Source organism: Maribacter sp. ACAM166 (genome assembly GCF_005771495.1).
Lineage (GTDB): Bacteria > Bacteroidota > Bacteroidia > Flavobacteriales > Flavobacteriaceae > Maribacter.
This window is the reverse complement of record NZ_VAUW01000002.1, coordinates 78065-97322: the sequence shown is the minus strand read 5'-3', so window position 1 is coordinate 97322 and position 19258 is coordinate 78065. Positions and strand designations below refer to the sequence as shown.

The 19258-nt window shown below is 35.3% G+C and carries 14 protein-coding genes; 2 read left to right on the top strand and 12 right to left on the bottom strand.

Annotated elements, in window-relative coordinates; genetic code table 11:
- Positions 1–610: 610 nt before the first annotated feature.
- From ES765_RS01825 to ES765_RS01785, 9 genes are all read right to left on the bottom strand, one after another.
- Complete coding sequence (locus ES765_RS01825) at positions 611–2341, bottom strand: ATP-binding protein (protein ID WP_138110890.1); 1731 nt, start codon at positions 2339–2341, stop codon at positions 611–613.
- A complete protein-coding gene (locus ES765_RS01820; RefSeq protein WP_138110889.1) occupies positions 2325–5273 on the bottom strand; it encodes a chemotaxis protein CheB in 2949 nt (982 codons plus the stop codon). Before ES765_RS01820 ends, ES765_RS01825 begins: the two co-directional genes overlap by 17 nt.
- Positions 5274–5495: 222 nt before the next feature.
- A complete protein-coding gene (locus ES765_RS01815) occupies positions 5496–7631 on the bottom strand; it encodes a response regulator (RefSeq protein ID WP_249356192.1) in 2136 nt (711 codons plus the stop codon).
- A 977-nt stretch (positions 7632–8608) separates the two neighbouring features.
- Positions 8609–8986 (bottom strand): DoxX family membrane protein, encoded by a 378-nt coding sequence (locus tag ES765_RS01810; protein WP_138110888.1) that lies wholly within the window; start codon positions 8984–8986, stop codon positions 8609–8611.
- 628 nt (positions 8987–9614) lie between these two features.
- Positions 9615–10613 (bottom strand): UDP-3-O-(3-hydroxymyristoyl)glucosamine N-acyltransferase, encoded by a 999-nt coding sequence (lpxD, locus tag ES765_RS01805; protein ID WP_138110887.1) that lies wholly within the window; start codon positions 10611–10613, stop codon positions 9615–9617.
- A 437-nt stretch (positions 10614–11050) separates the two neighbouring features.
- A complete protein-coding gene (locus tag ES765_RS01800; protein ID WP_138110886.1) occupies positions 11051–11356 on the bottom strand; it encodes a hypothetical protein in 306 nt (101 codons plus the stop codon).
- Between the two features lie 15 nt (positions 11357–11371).
- Positions 11372–12445 carry a cytochrome d ubiquinol oxidase subunit II gene (cydB, locus tag ES765_RS01795; RefSeq protein WP_138110885.1) on the bottom strand — a complete coding sequence of 358 codons (1074 nt, stop codon included), beginning with the start codon at positions 12443–12445 and terminating at the stop codon, positions 11372–11374.
- Between the two features lie 3 nt (positions 12446–12448).
- Positions 12449–13780: a cytochrome ubiquinol oxidase subunit I gene (locus ES765_RS01790; protein WP_138110884.1), complete on the bottom strand. Its 1332-nt coding sequence runs from the start codon at positions 13778–13780 to the stop codon at positions 12449–12451.
- Between the two features lie 304 nt (positions 13781–14084).
- Positions 14085–15308: a cyanophycinase gene (locus ES765_RS01785; RefSeq protein ID WP_138110883.1), complete on the bottom strand. Its 1224-nt coding sequence runs from the start codon at positions 15306–15308 to the stop codon at positions 14085–14087.
- Positions 15309–15736: 428 nt separating this feature from the next.
- Here ES765_RS01785 and ES765_RS21605 point away from each other — a divergent pair, with 428 nt between their 5' ends.
- Positions 15737–15874 carry a hypothetical protein gene (locus tag ES765_RS21605; protein ID WP_171017205.1) on the top strand — a complete coding sequence of 46 codons (138 nt, stop codon included), beginning with the start codon at positions 15737–15739 and terminating at the stop codon, positions 15872–15874.
- Between the two features lie 70 nt (positions 15875–15944).
- Here ES765_RS21605 and ES765_RS01780 read toward each other — a convergent pair whose 3' ends face one another.
- Together ES765_RS01780 and ES765_RS01775 are read right to left on the bottom strand one after the other, a co-directional pair.
- Complete coding sequence (locus ES765_RS01780; RefSeq protein WP_138110882.1) at positions 15945–16730, bottom strand: SDR family oxidoreductase; 786 nt, start codon at positions 16728–16730, stop codon at positions 15945–15947.
- A 57-nt stretch (positions 16731–16787) separates the two neighbouring features.
- Complete coding sequence (locus tag ES765_RS01775) at positions 16788–17105, bottom strand: cupin domain-containing protein (protein ID WP_138110881.1); 318 nt, start codon at positions 17103–17105, stop codon at positions 16788–16790.
- Between the two features lie 100 nt (positions 17106–17205).
- Between ES765_RS01775 and ES765_RS01770 the strand changes: the two genes are divergently transcribed.
- Positions 17206–18561 (top strand): UDP-N-acetylmuramate--L-alanine ligase, encoded by a 1356-nt coding sequence (locus tag ES765_RS01770; protein ID WP_138110880.1) that lies wholly within the window; start codon positions 17206–17208, stop codon positions 18559–18561.
- Between the two features lie 196 nt (positions 18562–18757).
- On the opposite strand, the gene ES765_RS01765 is transcribed toward ES765_RS01770, so the two are convergent.
- Positions 18758–19201 carry a DUF1569 domain-containing protein gene (locus ES765_RS01765; RefSeq protein WP_138110879.1) on the bottom strand — a complete coding sequence of 148 codons (444 nt, stop codon included), beginning with the start codon at positions 19199–19201 and terminating at the stop codon, positions 18758–18760.
- Between the last annotated feature and the right edge of the window lie 57 nt (positions 19202–19258).

The following is a 19258-nucleotide window of genomic DNA, read 5'->3' as shown; positions in this document are numbered from 1 at the left end:
CACACTGATAAGATTAAGTGTTTTGAGTAATTCTGAAAAACCAAGAATACCGTTCATAGGCATTCGAATTTAATACGATTTATTGGCTAAAAAAGCGAACTTTAAACGGTCGCGTTCTTCGGCACGTTCTTTAGCTTTAATCAATTGTTTATCATATTTATCGAATTTATTGATACACCTGTCTTAACTACCCTGTTATATATTTCTAACCAATAGGCTTCAACTATTCCAAATAGGTCTTTTGTACGATTACCAATAAGTTATTTTCTTTTTTTAGAAATGAACTTTTGCCAAAGAGTGGTTTACACCCCTAAAACAATACGTTATAGCAGAGCCGTTAGTATCATAAATCAACTCGATAATTTGAAATAGTTTAGACATATTGGTGAAAACATCAGGCTGGTAGCTATCTCTTTCCAAAGTGCTTTCTTTAAGAAGTTTTTCAAGTTCAATAATCTAAATTTCTAAGGCTTGATATGATGGTTTACGCGCATTGTTAACTAGCTCTAGCTGTCTAGTATACCAAACGTAGCGTGTAATAAGATGCTAATTTTCAGGGTCAACAGAGCTTTGTTTTTTTTAGGCAGGTATGTTTTTTTAAGACAGCGTACTATTCTTTGAAATGCTTTTGTAATAGGGCAAGTAAATTAGCTTTGTTCACTGGTTTAGACATATAGGCGTTGCAACCTGCCTCAATTGCTTTTTCTTTGTCGCCTTCAAGGGAAAAAGCCGTCTGAGCAATAATAAATGTTTTTTTGTTGAATTTACGAATCTGTCGGGTAGCTTCATACCCGTCCATAACAGGCATTTTTATATCCATTAGCACCAAATCTATATCAGGATTGTCACGAAGAATTTCAACGCCTTCCAATCCGTTTTCGGCATTTAAAACTTCCTTACTTATCTTTCCTAGCATTTTATCTAAAAGATATCTCGACATTTCATCATCATCAACTATGGCTATTTTTAGCTTTTTTAATGGCGTTTCCAATCCTTTAACTATAGGGTCAATTACAAGTTCTTCTTCTTCCCCTGTTTCAATCCCATAAGGGAGCGTAAAATAAAATATGGAACCTATTCCTTTTTTGCTTTCCATCCATAATTTACCTCCTAGCATCTCCGCATACGCTTTTGAAATTGCCAAGCCCAAACCTGCACCTTGAAAGGCTTTTTTATCAGAAATATCAGCCTGAACAAAGCGTTCAAATATTGCTGCTTGCCTATCTATATCAATGCCTATACCTGTGTCTTTCACATAAAACTCAAGGTATTTGCCCTTTTTAGTATACCCTATTTCTATAGTACCTTTTTCAGTAAACTTAAGGGCGTTTTTTACAAGGTTTGTAAGAATGGCAAATACTTTCTCCCGGTCGGTTGTTACAATGGCTTTTTCTAGCGGCAATGAATTTTCGAATGAAAGTGTGATTTCTTTTACTTCTGCTTCAGGCTTGAAGAAGGTATATATATATTCTATTTGCTCATTAACATTAGACTCTGTTATGTACATATCCATCAAACCTGCTTCTATTTTTGATATGTTCATGATATTATTAATGATATTGAGCATACGCTTACCACTAATTTCAATAATTTCAATAAACTTTTGTTGCTCCTCCCCAGAAAGGTTAGGTGTTTTTAGCAAGTTTGAAAAACCAAGAATACCGTTCATAGGTGTTCGGATTTCATGCGACATATTCGCTAAAAAAGCGGATTTTAAACGGTCTGATTCTTCGGCGCGTTCTTTGGCTTTTATTAATTCATTTTCAATAATTTTACGCCCACTAATATCAACAACTGTTAAGAAGTATTTTTGTTCCGTTTCAGCAAAAACCCCTTCAATGTGAGCATAAATTGTAGTATTAATAGGTGCCGTAAATTCTACTTCACAACTTTGTTTAGTTTTCGTCTCTGCTACACGCTCTAAAAAATCGATGAAATGGGAACGTTTATCTGGTGCGATAAACAACGTAATAGTGCTATGTATCAATTTTGAACGTTCCTTGCCAAGTATTTTAGCGCCATTAAAATTTAATTCGAAAATTCTAAAATCGCTATCAAGTGTAAAATATCCTGAAGGGGCAAAATCGTAAATAGTGGTGTATTTTTCGGCAATGGTTTCTGCTTTTTGTTTTGCAAGTTGCAGTTCTTCGTTCTGCATTTCCAATTCTATTTGGTGAACTTCAAGATCGTGCAAAAGTTTTTTGGTGTCGGCTTCACTACTACTTGGCTCAGCACCGGCTAAGGGGTCTGTCGTTGTTAATGCATACTTATTTTTTAATACCTGTTCGGCTTTTTTGCGCAATGAAACGGCATTATCTGAATTTTTAAGTGGTTTTTTCATAGCTCGTAATGTTTTCGCCAATGGTAATAATTCCGGTTACAACACCTTTTTCATCATATTGTTTGTGTGCTGACCACTCAATGTTTAGTTGGTCGCCAGTTGATGATTTCACAAGGTTCTCAAATCGGTTGGGTAAATTACCCGACAATATCAGTTTCATATCTGATTCCACTTTTTTTCTTAGTGCTTTAGGGATAAACAAATCGAAATAATTTCGACCTATTACATCACTGCGTTTACGACCAAAAACTTTTTCAGCCTCTGGGTTAAACTCAATAAGTTCTCCATTAGATGACAAACCAATAATAACACCAGGTACTTTGCCTATGAAAGATTTAAGGACACTTTGGGTTTCCAAAAGAGCAATTTCTATTTTTTTTGCCTTTGTAATATCGATAAACGTAATTACCAGCCCTTCAATTTTATCATCGAATGTGCGATATGGCATAATACGAATGGTATAGTAAAGACCTTCGGTGCTTGAAATGGTTTTCTCAACAAACATCAGCGTGCGCAAAACTTCTTTGGCATCGTGAAGCATTTCCGGATACTGTAAATTGTTAGCCAAATCGGTATAATGACGCCCTATATCACTTTTTCTGACTTTAAAAATTTTTGCAGCGTGTACGGTAAACTGACGTATGTTCATTTTCTTGTCTAAGAACAAAGTAGCTATTTCGCTGCTATTCAGTAAATTGTTCATATCATTGGTGACATTTACTGAATCATCAATCTTACTCAGAAGTTCAGCGTTAACGGTATGAAGTTCTTCGTTAAGGCTTTGCATTTCTTCTTTTGATGTGGTAAGTTCTTCATTGGCACTCTGTAACTCTTCGTTTGATGATTGCAACTCTTCATTGGTCGATTTTAGCTCTTCCTGCGAAGTTTGCATTTCTTCGTGTGTCGTTTGCAATTCTACATTTAAACGTTGTATTTCTTGTTTAAACTCTGATTGCAATACAGTGCCTTTCGAAGTGTCTATTTTTTGTAGTACCGATTCTTGTTTTTCTATGGGAACATCGGAAAAAGCAACCATTATTTTTCCTTTTAAAGCTAAAGGGGTTTCTATTTGTTGAATGGTAATAGTGACAATTTGCGTACCGCCGTTCGTTCCTACTTTTATATTGGGCAAAATTAATTTTTCGTAATTCTGTAATACTTTTCGAAATGCACTGGGTAATTCGATATCTAGCCCTGTGCGTGCCATTGTAAAAATATTCATGCTTGCTTTACCAGCTGCCGGTGTAAGATATTTACCAGTATTGCCCGTTAAATAAAGTATTTCGCCTAGGTTACTGGCCAATACGCTGGCAGGTGAAAATTGTTGCAAAAGCAAATCGTCAGCTAGGTTTTTAATATTATCGGGAACATTGGTTAATTCTCGATTTTTTGGATATTTTTTTTTAGTATCTGCAAATGCGCTAGGGAAATCAAAAAGTTCTTCTGATTTTGGAGCACTGGTACTTTGATATATATGCAGTTTTGAATCGACGGTAGTGAACAAGTTGTTGTTTTCGCCTTTGGTTTCGGCACTTCCTAATAACAGAATACCTCTGTGGTTTAAACTATAATGGAAAAGTGATACTAATTTTTTTTGCAAATCTTTTTCCATGTAGATGAGCATGTTTCTACACGATAATATATCGAGTTTTGTAAAGGGAGGGTCTTTAATTATATTTTGAGCGGCAAATACGACCATTTCGCGTATTTCTGCATTTACCCTGAACTGGTTTTCGGTTTTTACAAAAAAGCGGTTCAGTCGGTCTTCTGATACATCGGCAATAATATTATCTGAATACACTCCCTTTCGGGCTATATTTATTGCACCGATATCAAGGTCGGTAGCAAATAGTTGCAACGTTAAATTCTTAGTGGGTTTTATTTTTTCAATTGCTTCTTTAAAAATAATAGCCCACGTATAGGCTTCTTCGCCTGTTGAACAACCTGGTATCCATGCCCGAAGTTTTTGACCATGCTTCAATTCTGTAAACATAGTGGGTAAAACCTTATCTCTTAAGAGGTTCCAAACGGCACCATCGCGAAAAAAGTTGGTCACACCAATTAATAACTCTTTAAAAAGAATTTCTATTTCTAAAGGGGTCTCTTGTAAATAACGTACATACGAAGATATTTTATCGATTTGGTGAACACCCATGCGCCGTTCGATGCGGCGGTATAACGTTTTCTTTTTGTACTGTGAAAAATCGTTACCGGTTTGTATGCGTAGAAGAATAATTATTTTTTCGAGCGAACTGTCTTCTATTTCTGGTGTATCGGTATTGCGTAAAATTGTTTTCGTAATGCTTAATAATTTTGAGGGTAGTTCGTTGGCCGATGCAATAATATCAACGGCTACAGATTTAATTGCAGCGCGTGGCATACTGTCAAATTTAGCTGATTCTGGTTCTTGTACCAACACAAATCCGGCTTTTTCTTTTATTGCTTTTAATCCTAAACAGCCATCAGAACCCATACCTGAAAGAATGATTCCGATGCTCTCTTCATTCATATCATCTGCAAGTGAACGGAAAAAGTAATCAATTGGTAACCTTAAACCGTGTTTTTTAAGCGGCTTAAATAAATGCAATGTCCCGTTTAACAGAGACATGCTTTTGTTTGGTGGAATTATATAAACACAATTTGGTTTTATTTTCAGATAGTCGGTAACAGTAATTACCTCCATTTCAGTATCGCGCTGCAATAACTCTTGCATCATGCCTTTGTAATTTGGGGCGAGATGTTGAATGATAACAAATGCCATTCCGCTATTTTCGGGCATGTTTGCTAAGAACTGCTCCAATGCTTCCAAACCTCCTGCAGAAGCACCAATACCAACTATTGGAAACTGACTTTTTTTTGAATTGACGGTCGTACCTACTCTTAAAGCAGATGTTTTAGTATGTTCTGTTTTCCCTTTAGAGGGCTTTTTCATTATTTTTATTTTAAAGAAAATGGGTGTACTGTTCAGTACAAAATCGGGAATGATTTTGTGGTCATAGTAAATATACGTAAACCCTATAAATAACATTAAAGCCCTTATTATACATAATAGGTTACTTGCACGCCCTAGCATGGGCATTTTTTTAACGATAGAACTGTCTACGCAACTTTAGATCCGTACCTTGTTTTTGACGTTTAGTTAGCATGCAAACTATTAATTTTTGGAACACTTTTGTATTAATACAAGTAATTGGGCTTTGTCAATTGGTTTTGAAATATACTCATTGCAGCCTGCCCCAATTGCTTTTTCTTTATCGCCTTCAAGAGAAAAAGCCGTTTGGGCAATAATACATGATTTTTTGTTGAATTTACGTATCTGTCGGGTCGCTTCATACCCGTCCATAACAGGCATTTTCATATCCATTAACACCAAATCTATATCAGGATTGTTGCGAAAAATTTCAACGGCTTCTAATCCGTTTTCAGCTTTCAAAATATTATTACTAACCTTTCTTAGCAAATTACTTAAAAGCTTTCTGGATGTTTCATCATCATCAACTATAAGTGTTTTTATCATTTTTAAAGGCATTTTCAAAACTTTAGCTGTAGTTTCTACTTCTACTTCTACTTCTACTTCTACTTCTTTAGTACCATACGGGAGTGAAAAGTAAAAGGTCGAGCCTTCTCCTTTTTCGCTTTCCATCCATAATTCGCCACCAAGTATCTCTACATACGCTTTGGAAATGGCCAAGCCTAAGCCTGCGCCTTGAAAGGCTTTTTCATCAGAAATATCAGCTTGCACAAAGCGTTTAAAAATTGCTGTCTGTCGATTTTTATCAATGCCTATACCGGTATCTTTCACATGAAATTCAAGGTATTCCCCCTTTTTAGTATACCCAAATTCTATTGCACCCTTTTCGGTAAATTTCAGGGCATTTTTTATAAGATTTGTGAGAATGGCAAATACTTTCTCTCGGTCGGTTGTTAAAACGGCTTTGTCTAATGGTAATGAATTTTTAAATGAAAGTTTAATACCTTTTGTTTCCGCTTCAGTCTTAAAGAAGGAATACATGTATTCCAATTGCTTATTTATATTCGACTCTCTCAAGTTCACCTCCATTAAACCTGCTTCTATTTTCGAAATGCTCATAATATCATTAATAATATTGAGCATACGCTTACCGCTGATTTCTATAATTTCAATATATTCTTGTAGCTCTTCCCCTGAAAGATTAGGTGTTTTGAGTAAGTCTGCAAAACCAAGAATACCGTTCATAGGCGTTCGAATTTCATGAGACATATTCGCTAAAAAAGCTGACTTTAAACGGTCTGATTCTTCGGCACGTTCTTTGGCTTTAATCAACTCTGCCGCACGTTTTTCTTTTTCTTCGTTTTGGTAGGCTAGCTCTTTATTGGCAATGATTAACTCTGCTGCGCGTTTTTCCCTCAATTGGTTTTGATGGGCTAGCTCTTTGTTGGCAATGATTAATTCTGCAGCGCGTTTTTCCTTTAATTCGCTTTGATGTTCAAGCTCTATGTTAGCAATGACCAAGTCTTCAGCTCGTTTTTCTTTCAATTCACTTTGAAATTCAAGCTCTTTGTCGGCAATAACTAATTCTGCAGCCCGTTTTTTCTTTAATTCACTCTGAAATTCAAGTTCTTTATTGGCAATGAGTAAGTCTTCAGCACGTTCTTCTTTCAATTCGCTTTGAAACTCAAGCTCTTTATTGGCAATGATTAAGTCTTCTGCCCGTTCTTCTTTCAATTCGCTTTGAAGCTCAAGCTCTTTATTGGCAATGATTAAATCTTCTGCCCGTTCTTCTTTTAATTCGCTTTGATATTCAAGCTCTTTGTTGGCAATAATTAATTCATCAGCCCGTTTTTCCTTTAATTTTTGTTGAACTAAAAGTTCTTTGTCGGCAACGATTCGTTCTGCAGCCCGTTCTTCCTTCAAACGGCTTTGAAATAGAAGTTCTTCATTGGCAATAATTAATTCTTCAGCTCGTTTTTCCTTTAATTCGACTTGATGGGCAAGTTCTTTATTAGCAATGATTAACTCTTCGGCCCGTTTTGCTTTTTCTTTATTTTGAAATACAAGTTCAATATTAGCAATAACCAACTCGGCTGCACGTTTTTCTTTTTCTAGGGTCTGAAACTTAAGTTCTAAATTAGCAATGATTAATTCGGCTGCACGTTTTTCTTTTTCTTCTTGTTCAAAGTGAAGTTCTTTGTTGGCAATGATTAACTCTTCATTCCTTTTTTTTCTCTCTGATTTTAAAAAAATACTCTCATTATTTACTTTCTGTAATTCATTTAATAGTTCTTCCCTGCTTTTTTTCAGGAGGCTCATAGTCTATTTATTTTAGCGATTAATTCATATGTTCTACTGGTATTTATTGAACATATTTTTGGTAAGATTGGCTTTTTTAAATAGTTGTATTCTTTCAATTTACATCTTTTTTTGTTAAGATTCTTCATTTAATAGGTATATATCCACTATTGTCATTGGGTTTTCATGATTTTAAACTAAAAAAATGGATTAAGAATAGTAGCATTATTAACAACACACAAACCTGTATTTTGTATAGTTTTTCACTATAGCATTGCGAGCTTTTCTTTTATTTTGAAGGTGGTCAACTACTATGTGTTTTAAATTGGAACCTGCTTATTATACAACTTTTTGGCAGGGTAGATTTAGTTCTATCATCCTTATGTTGTTATACATTGTTTACGTTATAGTGCGCCAATTTCAGTAGTGACCAGAACAAGCAAGTATGCAAAGCCATTGTGGGTGCCAAGTATTGGCATCTTTATACGTACAGAAATGTAGTTGGTCATCTCGAAGGTGCAGGCACCTTTAAAGCCAGGGGTTACCCTTCAACGCTGCTCAAGACAGGCTTTTTGAACCCTTCGTAAGCCACTCAAGGTTGCTGCCAGCGAGGTTAAGTCAGAAGACTAGCTACCGCAAAGCTGTAAAGAGAAGATTGCCTGATGAGGTTTCTATACCCACAGGTTAGCATGGTGCATAAGCCGGTAGACGTTATCGTGTTTGCAGGAAAAGAACCAAGGCAGTACTATAGCGGCTTCACACGTAAGTAAAAAGAAGGTTACCTCACGTATGGCTGTGTATAGTAACCAATTTGCCTTATATCAGACGTATAGAAAGGAAAGAACAGTAAAAGTTGGGCTCTAACGTACCGCCGTATACTCGGGTAGTACCAGTATTTTTAGCCCTATAATTAAATTTTGATACAAGTGATGCTCTAATGGTGTTTCTGAGTTTATCATTGACTTGTTTGTTCAATTCAATTCAAGCAGGTATCACAGTTATTTTGGTTTTATAAGTGAGGTATATTTTTCCTTATAATGAACTAGAAAAACAATATTTAGAATTAATAAAACTAAAGCACCATAGATTTTCTGTGGATCTAGAAATAGATGAAAAAGGACGGCGTTAATAGATACACTCATTAATATGAGTGCCATTAGTGCTCCAAATCTGTTACCTATAAATGCTAAGCCAGCAGCTACTTCTACGAGGCCAACAAGGTACATAGCATAGGTAGACAATAGGTTTGCAAAGTATGCATTTGCTTCTGGGGCCATTTCAGGAAATGGAATGTAATTAAAGAAGTGGTCTAACCCAAAAAAGAGTAAAAAAACACCAAAAAATACACGGAGAAAAATAAATAGTTTTGAATTCATGATAAGTGATTTTTTGAACTAAGGTATCAATATTTAATCTGTACTTATTTTTTATACTACCTATATTTTAGTTTTATCCAAACTAAATAGAGCTTCTCAGCGATGAAAAACGTACGAGTTCAATATGCTTTGAAACATGTTCTATACTTAGAAACTTGAGGTTAAATTAATTTCTAGCGTGTTTAATTACCTATGTTTCCAAACGTCACTTTTACCAGTACGCTATTAAATTATGAATATAAAGCAAGGTTCAATTTTCGGCTACCTATCTCAAGAGGGTACTGAGTTACTATTGGTATTAACGCTTTAGATGTGAACCGTAAGAAAGCAGCGTATGTACTTCACATTCAGTTTGGTATTTAGCAAAAGCTTTTTACTCGCCTACCGGTAGGGTAGGTTATTATTTTTTTCTTGTCCACAAAATTTCATAAATTTTGTAGACATCAGACAGCAACACAGACCTTGGCCCAACACCCAACGTACGCAATAAGTATAGGTTTCTTAAGTTCGTATTCTGTTCACGTATCGTGTGGAACAAAAGAACAATAGAGTGACATCGACGTAAAAATGGCGAGCCACATACAAGACAACAGCTTGCCACGTTAAACGGTATACGGGAATATAAAGGCTACCTATTCTTTTTTGTTAACTGTCTTACAGTGGCCCATTGCCTTAACATATCATTGGCATCTTGAGCAGGGTAACCTAAAACTGTTTTTCCTGCTTCCACATCATTCATCACTCCAGAGCCAGCACCAATGGTAGCACCAGAATGCAAGGTGGTATGGTCTTTTATAGAGGCACTCCCGCCAATAATAACACCATCACCTAAAGTAACAGAACCTGCAAGCCCGCTATGACCAGCCATAATACAAGAACGCCCCATAATACTATTGTGAGCAATTTGCACCAGGTTGTCAATTTTACAACCATCACCAACAATAGTGGATCCAAATTTAGCTCTATCAACACATGAATTGGCGCCAATTTCAACATAATGCCCAATTATAACATTACCTATCTGAGGTACCTTAACCAGACCTCTACCATCTTCACTAGGTGTGTATCCAAACCCATCAGCTCCAATACTTACATTCGTGTGAAAAACACAATGACTGCCAATAATACTGCGTTCACGTATAATAGTCCCTGACCAAACAATTGTGTTAGCGCCGATACTAGTTTCATCGAACACACAAACATTTGGATATAAAATAACTTCATTTTCTAACTCAACATCTTTACCTACATAACAATTTGCACCAATCTTACAACCATCCCCAATTTTTGCAGTTTTATGTATCACGGCAGTTGGGTGTATATCTGTGTCGAATACCGGTGATGACGGATTAAAAAGCGCTAATATTTTGGCCATTGCCAAATCGACATTTTTTACTTTAATAAAGGCACGATTGTCGCCAAGGTCAATATTTAAATTAGAACTTATAAGGGCAGCACATGCTTTTGAATCTGGCCAAAATTTTGCATATTTTTTAGTTCTAATGAATGTAATCTGATTGCTGCTTGCTTTTTTTAATTCTTCGGGGCCTTCAATTTTTTGGTTGGTATCACCTATTAATTCACCTTTTATAATGGTATTGATTTCATTTATAGTATACGATGCCATTTGAAAATTTTAGTTGTTTGTAAAAGTAAAAAGTGAAATCTAAATTATTTTAGAGATTAAACACGCTTTTATGTGACTTAATTTTTTTGTCTTTTTTTAAAATCCAAATAGTATTCTTATAAAAATTCAAAATTCTGGGAAAAATACATACCCCTTTTTGAGATTTGGAGCATTCGTTTGATGAACGTTTAGTTACAGTAAATTTTGCACACGCTGTATTTTTATATCTGTTCTTACTTTTACTTTTTTTTGCTTGTGTCCTTCTAAAAATAACAGAAGCCGTTCATCTTTAACGTTAGCTATGTGAAGCATTTTGTAGTCTAACATGTAATTTTGGTGTTCTCGCCAAGGCCTTTAATTTCCTTATCAGTGTTTCATTCTCTGTTGATTACTACCATTGTATTAATCACTAATTGTCCACTGATTGATACATTTTGTTATCCGTTTTTCTGATTCATTTTGTTCTTTAGTTTAGAAATTAAAATCACAGCCAAGCTTCCGCCAAAAAACGAAACAGTAGCATTTAGTACAAATAAACTAAGATTAACATCTCCAAGTAGCAGTATTGATACAGGGTCAAAACCTAATCTCCCAAAAGATTTAATGAATAAGATACTCCCAAAAACACCTGCAATAGTATTGCCTACACTACCAAATGAGTATTTTTTAAAAATGAAGCCTATACAATTAGCTCCTATTATTCCTATAAGAATACTGATTAATGAAATTAACGTTGCGGTCATAATCGTATGTGTATGCTAATGGCCATAATCCATTTTATCTATTTTCCCTCCCATTAATCTTTTTTGGATAATCATGTACACAAAAAGAAGGATAAAGCCAATAATCCCCCAAGTTAATGCTACAGATAACCCATATTCTGATGCAGCAGTATTGTAGATGGTTAAAGGCTCATTAATGGTATTAACAGAAGGTAATATTACTGGGAATAATGATGCTAGAGATGATGTGATTCCTCCTACGATTAATAAGGTTGATAATACAAATGCATGGCTGTCTTTTTTTATTTTTTTAATAAAAAACAGCCCAAATAATCCGGTTAAATATATAATAGGAAATACGACTAAATAGGGTTTATTAATAAAATTATCTAAAGAAGTGGGGTTCACTATTTGCCATACGATTAAAGAAAATAATGTTAGTGCTGTTAGCACTATGTTTAACTTGAAAATGATGCTTTTAAGGGTGCTGTTTATGGATGAATTGGTTTTTAAAATCACCCAATTAGCACCATGAATGGCTAAGGTGACAACAGCTATTAAACCTATAATTAGTGTAAACCAATCTATAACTCCTGGTGTTTCGCTTAACGGACTAAAACTACTATCCCATAAGGGTAAGAAAAAATAATGCCCTTCATAAACAGACACTCCATTTTCAACACCACCTAAATTCACACCTCTAACGATATTACCCAAAGCAATACCAAAAAATAATGCCAATAATAAACTAGAAACTCCAAAAGAGGTATCCCAAATATCTTTCCACATTTGAAACTTAAATTGGCTTCTAAATTCTAACCCAATAGCTCTAAAAATAATTAACCACAATACGATTATCAATGGCAAGTAAAAACCACTAAAAACGGATGCATAAAACGTTGGAAAAGCCATAAAAAGCATGCCTCCGGCTACAACCAACCAAACCTCATTAGAATCCCAAAACAACCCTGCAGCTTTTGTAAGTACTTCTTTGTCTTTTTCCTTTTTCGCAAAAAATAAATGAATGATTCCTGTTCCAAAATCATACCCATCTAAAACAAAAAATACAGTTAAAACAACTCCTATTATTATATACCAAAATAGCTCCATAATTTAATGTGTTTGAGGTTTTGGGCCTTGGTGAATAGTTTTACCAACTAAGACTAAAAATAATAACCCTAGTAGCATGTATAAAGCAACAAAACCAAGTAATGTAAATAATGTATTACCAGATGAAACTGTAGGGGAAATACCCTCGCTTGTTTTTAATAAACCATATACCAAATACGGTTGTCTTCCTAACTCTGCCGTATACCAACCCGTAATGTTCGCTATATAGGGAAAGGGAACTAAAAACATAATTGTCCAAAGTAATGGTTTTAGGGTGTACAATTTTTTTCGCCATAAAAAGAAAAGTGCTAATGCCATAACACCAATAAATATTGTGCCCAAACCAACCATGATATGGTAGGAATAGTAGAGTGCAGGAATATTATCTGGCAGTTCTTCTTTTTTAAATTGATCCATCCCTGGAATTTGTTTATGCCATTCTTGATAAGTTAAGAAACTTAATATATTAGGTACTGCAATTTTATTGTCTAACTTTTTTTCAACCATATTTGGTTGACCAATCAATACAATTTCAGCTCCAGTCTCTTCTGTCTCAAAAATTCCTTCCATAGCAGCAAAAGATGCGGGTTGGTATTTTGCAACATTTTTAGCATTCCAGTCTCCTGTAGGAAAAGCTACTAGAATACTAGATATTAAGCCAAAAATGACCCCTGTTTTTAAAAATAGTTTTCCATATTCAGGTTGTTTATTTCTTAAAATGTAAAAAGCACCAATACTTGCCATAACAAAGGAAGAGGTGACAACAGAGGCTAGTTGATTATGTAAAAAGGCTGGTAGAAGCCAAGGATTACTAAATAATGCTGAAAAATTTTGCAACACAAATTTACCATTATCTAAAATTTCATACCCTACAGGATGTTGCATCCAAGCATTGGTTGCTAAAATAAACCAACCACTTGCCCAAGAACCTAAAAACACTAAAAAGCCTGTTACGAAGTGTAGTTTTTGTCCCATTAATTTTTCACCAAAAATAAATAGTGCTAAAAAGGAGGATTCTAAAAAGAAAGAGAACATGCCTTCCATTGCTAATGTTTGGCCAATTATGCCACCTGTTAGCTCCGAAAATTTTGCCCAGTTGGTGCCAAATTGAAATTCCATAGGAATTCCTGTTACGACTCCCATTGTGAAATTAATAGCAAAAATTTTCATGAAAAATTTTGCTGCATCATTATATTTTTCAATTTTATTTCTTAAGTAGGTCCCCTTAAAATAGACAATCAATAGTGATAATCCCATTGTTAATTGCGGAAATATATAATGAAATGTGATCGTAAACGCAAATTGTAATCTATCGTAAAAGAGCATGTCTTCCATAAATACTAAAATTTAGAAACAAAAATAATTCATATAGTTCACTAGTTGGGTAACATTAATTACACAACTTAGGTGTAATTTCAGGATGTAGTTTTTAATACTAGGTAACCGTATTGTGTACACATTGTTACGAGATAAAAAATACCAACGAAATTTTAATAAGTAGTGTAGGACAAGCAATTAAGTCTACAGTTTATGTATGCCCAGTATGGGCATTTTTTCAACTACAGAAAAGTAGTTTATTGATTTAGAGGGGCAGGCTGTCAATTAATGGTGAACCATTCTACTCGATTACCACACGGTTTTATTCCACAATCTTATTAAATTTCTGGTTTTGGCTATTTATAAATTTATGTGTTCTTTTTTCAAATCCAATAATTTCCCCTAAACTATCTCTTGTAAAATGAAACCATAATTCTGCGTCTGTGTCAAAAAACAAATCTTTCTCGTACGCGTATATTGGTATAGGGTCTCGAACTATATTTCGCCTTACAATTTGAACTTTCAATGTGTCACTTTCAATCACGATATTACTCCAAAAGACCTTGCTTTTTTCAAAAAGGTAATTTCCAATATATTCTTTTTGGTCATTGGACGTAATTTTTTTTGGTTCTATAAATTTATTCCGTTGAACACGCCTCATTTTTAAATTGTATTTATCTCCATTTTTTAAAACATAGAATTTATTTTTTCCAGTTTCGAGTGTGTCAATTTCATTGAAATAGGGCGACCAAAATGTTTCATCATAAATTGAAACATATTTATTACCGATTACTTCAAATTCATTTCCTTGTACTAAAATTCCAGTATCTTCATCTATACCAACACCTAATAATTCTGGTCTGATTTTTAATAAATCAAACATATCATAGTGCCTGTTTCTATCAAGATGATGTTGGTCGAAAGCGGTGTTGGTAACAAAACCAAAGCCAACTTCAGGATTGCTAATGATTTTATAATTGCTTTCTAAACCGCGTCCGCCTCTCGCTAAATAAGAACCTTGAATGGATGCACCTGCCGAATGGCCACCAATAATCCCGCCACGGTCTAAAACGTTTTTCAATGCTGTGTGAGTTTTGGTGTGCACATAAGCATCGGCCGTTCGCCATTGTCTTCCACCTGTTAACCAAACCGCGGTTGCTGTTTTTAAGGGTTTCACAAACGCATCGCTATTCGCGACCAGCGTATCTCGTGTATGCATAAATTTGATATTTTCAAAGCCACGACCTGTAAATTGGCTTTTTAAAATTTTAAATTCAGGATCGTAGTGTATCGAATTTTCATCAAAAGCAGTTGGGATTATTACGAGTTTAGCTGACTTACCACCGGCTAAATTAAAAAATACGTGCCACATTTCGTCCGTCATTCCGCCACCACCAATTAATAACGCTCCGTTTTTTGGTCCGATAGATTGACTTTTAATTGAATTTGACTTTTTCGCAGAATTTTCGCAAGAAATAAATAAAATCAGAAATGAAAATAGGAATAAGGTTTTAAGAAGATTTAATGTTGATTGCCTGACTTTCATAGACTGCGGACTATTTTTTAGATGTTCATTAAGGCAGCTAGTTGATAACAATAAAGGCTCAATGTTTATATATAAGGTATGTTAGGGAATTTTTTTATTCCTGATTAATTTAATTTTTTTTCTGAAATTAAGGATAAAAAATACGATAGGGTAAGATATCGTATAGTTATACTGTGTTGTTTTTTAAGATTCCCTTAGGCTCTGTTTTCTTCAGAGTACAAGAAACGTTGGCTAGTGCAGTACACCTCTGCGCTGGATTGTTGTGATAAATCCCAAAAAATTGACATTATTTTTTTTTCGTCCTTAAAACACTTGTGGGTGGCCTTACTAAAGTCAGATTTGAATACAACAACAATTAAGAGCTCTGCCGTTTTTTCTTCTCAACATAACTCAGCAACTATTGTGATATAACACTTAACCGTATCTAAATGACCTGCAACGATTGGATAGACGTACATAAGTATCTTTTTTATAGAGGGTACATCGTCAATCCTGAGGTGATGTTAATATTTATGGATATTTACGGATATTTATGGGTGTTGTATAGGGGTAATATGCGTTTGTAAACGATTACCTCGTGCTAACCTCAAGAGGTGTAGGCCTGTTTGGGAATACACGTTAATGGGTTGGAAATAATTAAAGGGATTTTAAGAGTCCGCCATCAATAGGAAGGTTTATCCCTGTAATATATGCGGCTTTGTTAGAGGATAGAAAGGCAGCTAAATACCCATATTCTTTAGGGTCCCCGATACGTTTTACAGGCACCTTCGATTCCATTTCTTTTCGCACCTCGTTTTGTTCGATGCCCAATTGCTCTGCTTTGGTCGCATTTAATTGTGCAATACGGTCGGTATCAAAAAAACCAGTAAGCACATTATTTACCGTGATATTATGTTTACCAACATCTGTAGCCAAAGATTTTGCCCACGTCACCACTGCAGCTCGTATTGAGTTTGACAGTACTAGGTACGAGAGTGGTTCTTTTACGGAAACAGAAGCCACATTAATAACACGGCCCCAATTATTATGTATCATAGACTGTAGCGCCAATTCGGTTGTACATACTACGGTCTTAAATAAAAGGTCGAACGCCTCTTGGTAATCACCTAATTTTTTTTCAAGTGCACTTCCTGCTGCGGGACCTTGGGTGTTATTGACCAAAATATCCACGGAATTATGTTCGAAATAATCGGTTATAATTTTACGATAACCGTGAAAATCATTGAAATCGACTACTAGATATTGATGTTTTTGCCCTTGGTCGTTTGGTAATTCGGCAATGATTCGTTGTAGTTTTTCTTCGCTATGGGACATGAGTGTGACACTAGCACCGCTTTCTGCCAATTGTTGGGCAATGGCCTTGCCGATACCGCCACTACTACCACCAACCAATGCTTTTTTATTGTTTAAGGATATAATCATTTTTATAGGTTAAAAATCTAATTCTGTTTATTAAGCCTGCCTCGTCGAAGTAGACAATTATCGATACTCTTCCCTAGTCGGACTAAAAACATCTAATAATTTACAAGAGGTCAATGCCTTACCACTATGTTTCTTGTGCGGTGCAATGATTACAATATCGCCTGGGTGGTACACGTTGGTTTGCCCATCTAACGTAAATTCAAAATCACCTTCCATTACGTGCATAATCTGTTCGTTCATATGGGCGTGTTCAGGGATTTCCGCATCCTTTTTTACCTCCCAGAATGCAATGCTCATCTGTTCAGAGTGGACCAGTTTACCGTGATACCCTGGAATAATTTCTTTTGATTGAATTTTAGCGAGTTTTAGCAACATACATTTCTTTTAGGCTCTAAGGTAAAAAGAATAAAGCGCTTCCAAAAATGATTTGTCCTGGCCGGGTCAATATGTATCTTTACTGAATTAATACGTTGAGATGAAAATACATTTTATTGCGATAGGAGGAAGTGCCATGCATAATTTAGCGTTAGCCCTAAAACAAAAAGAATATATCATTACCGGTAGTGATGATGTTGTTTTTGAACCTTCAAAATCGAGATTGGAATCAAAAGGATTATTACCCGTTGAATTTGGATGGTTCCCTGATAAAATAACTGCCGATTTAGATGCCATTGTATTGGGGATGCATGCAAAAGCAGACAATCCTGAATTGCTACAGGCCCAAGAATTAGGACTCACCATCTATTCTTATCCGGAATTTTTATATGAACAATCTAAGAACAAAACTAGAGTCGTAATCGGCGGTAGTCACGGTAAGACCACGATTACTTCTATGATTCTTCATGTGCTCAAATTTCACGGCGTTGAAGTCGACTATATGGTAGGGGCACAGTTAGATGGATTTGAACGAATGGTTCATTTAACAAAGGATAATGATTTTATAGTTCTAGAGGGCGATGAGTACTTATCCTCACCTATTGATAGCCGACCAAAATTTCATGTATACAAACCAAATATAGCATTGTTAAGCGGAATTGCTTGGGACCATATCAACGTTTTTCCAACCTTTGATAATTACGTGGAGCAATTCAAAATTTTTGTAGATAGTATTGTAAAAGGCGGGTCCATTACATATAATGAAGAAGATGAAGTAGTGAAAGAAATAGTTGAAGCATCTGAAAATGCCATTCGTAAATTACCGTATACAACTCCCGAATACACGGTAGAAAATGGGGGGACACTTTTAGATACTTCTGAAGGACCAATGCCCATTGAAGTGTTTGGAAAACATAATCTGAGCAATCTGGCTGGGGCCAAATGGATATGCCAAAATATGGGAATTGATGAAGATGATTTTCATGAGGCTATTGCCACTTTTAAGGGGGCGTCAAAACGGTTGGAAAAGATTGCTGAAGGACCATCAAGTATCGCCTATAAAGATTTTGCGCATTCACCAAGTAAAGTGGCGGCAACTACAAAGGCGGTAAAAGAACAATATCCCGATAGAAAGCTACTTGCTTGTTTAGAACTGCATACGTATAGTAGTTTTAATCCGGAGTTTTTAAAGGAATATAAAGGCGCATTAGATGCAGCCGATGAAGCGGTGATTTTCTTTTTACCAGAATCGGTCACCATTAAAAAATTGGATGCGGTTACACCAGAACAAATCTCTGAAGCATTTCAACGAGACGATTTAAATATTTTTACGGATGCTACATCCTTTCACGAATTTATTGAACATAGCACATATGAAAATTCGACGTTGTTATTGATGAGTTCTGGTAATTATGGTGGATTAGATTTAAATAAGTTGCAAGATTTGATGAACTAACATAACAAGAACAGTAAAAAGTAATGAGTACAAAGGGTATAGAAATAAGTTATCCTAAAAGCTAGGAAAGTAGGTTTGTAGAGAAGATTAAGTTGAAAATAGGGGTGAATTTTTTTAGATATTTATTTTCACCATCAACCATCAACCATCAACCATCAACCATCAACCATCAACCATCAACCATCAACCAAAAAGTTTAAACTCCAAACTGTCGTAAATGATGATCTAGATGCTTGTATTCCAATTGGCCCCATTGCTTCTTAGTAAAGCTGCCAAATGCAGGATGTGGATACCAAACGTCACGACTCTTAGTTTGATGAAATTCGTCAACCAATTTATGTACACGCTTATATTCGTTATCGAATTTTTTTTCGACCTTAGTTTTTAGCTGAGGTGCAGTAGGTAAGCCTTTACGCCAAAGCGTGTCATTATAAAGTGATTTTTTAAAAAAGGTCTTTACGAACCAATTTCCTTTAGAAGAATTGGGTCGGTTCTCAATAGCTAACTTTAATGGATATTGACAATGCCAACACATTTGGGCTACCGACATTTTACCCCAGTGCCGTGTTGAATTTTCATCGACTTGATTAAGCCTTGCCTTAATATCCGTATATCCCTCTTCATCTAAAAGTGATTTCATACTGGTTTTTTTAATTGATGTTTAAATTTAGTACAAAATAATTAGTTCTGTATCTTT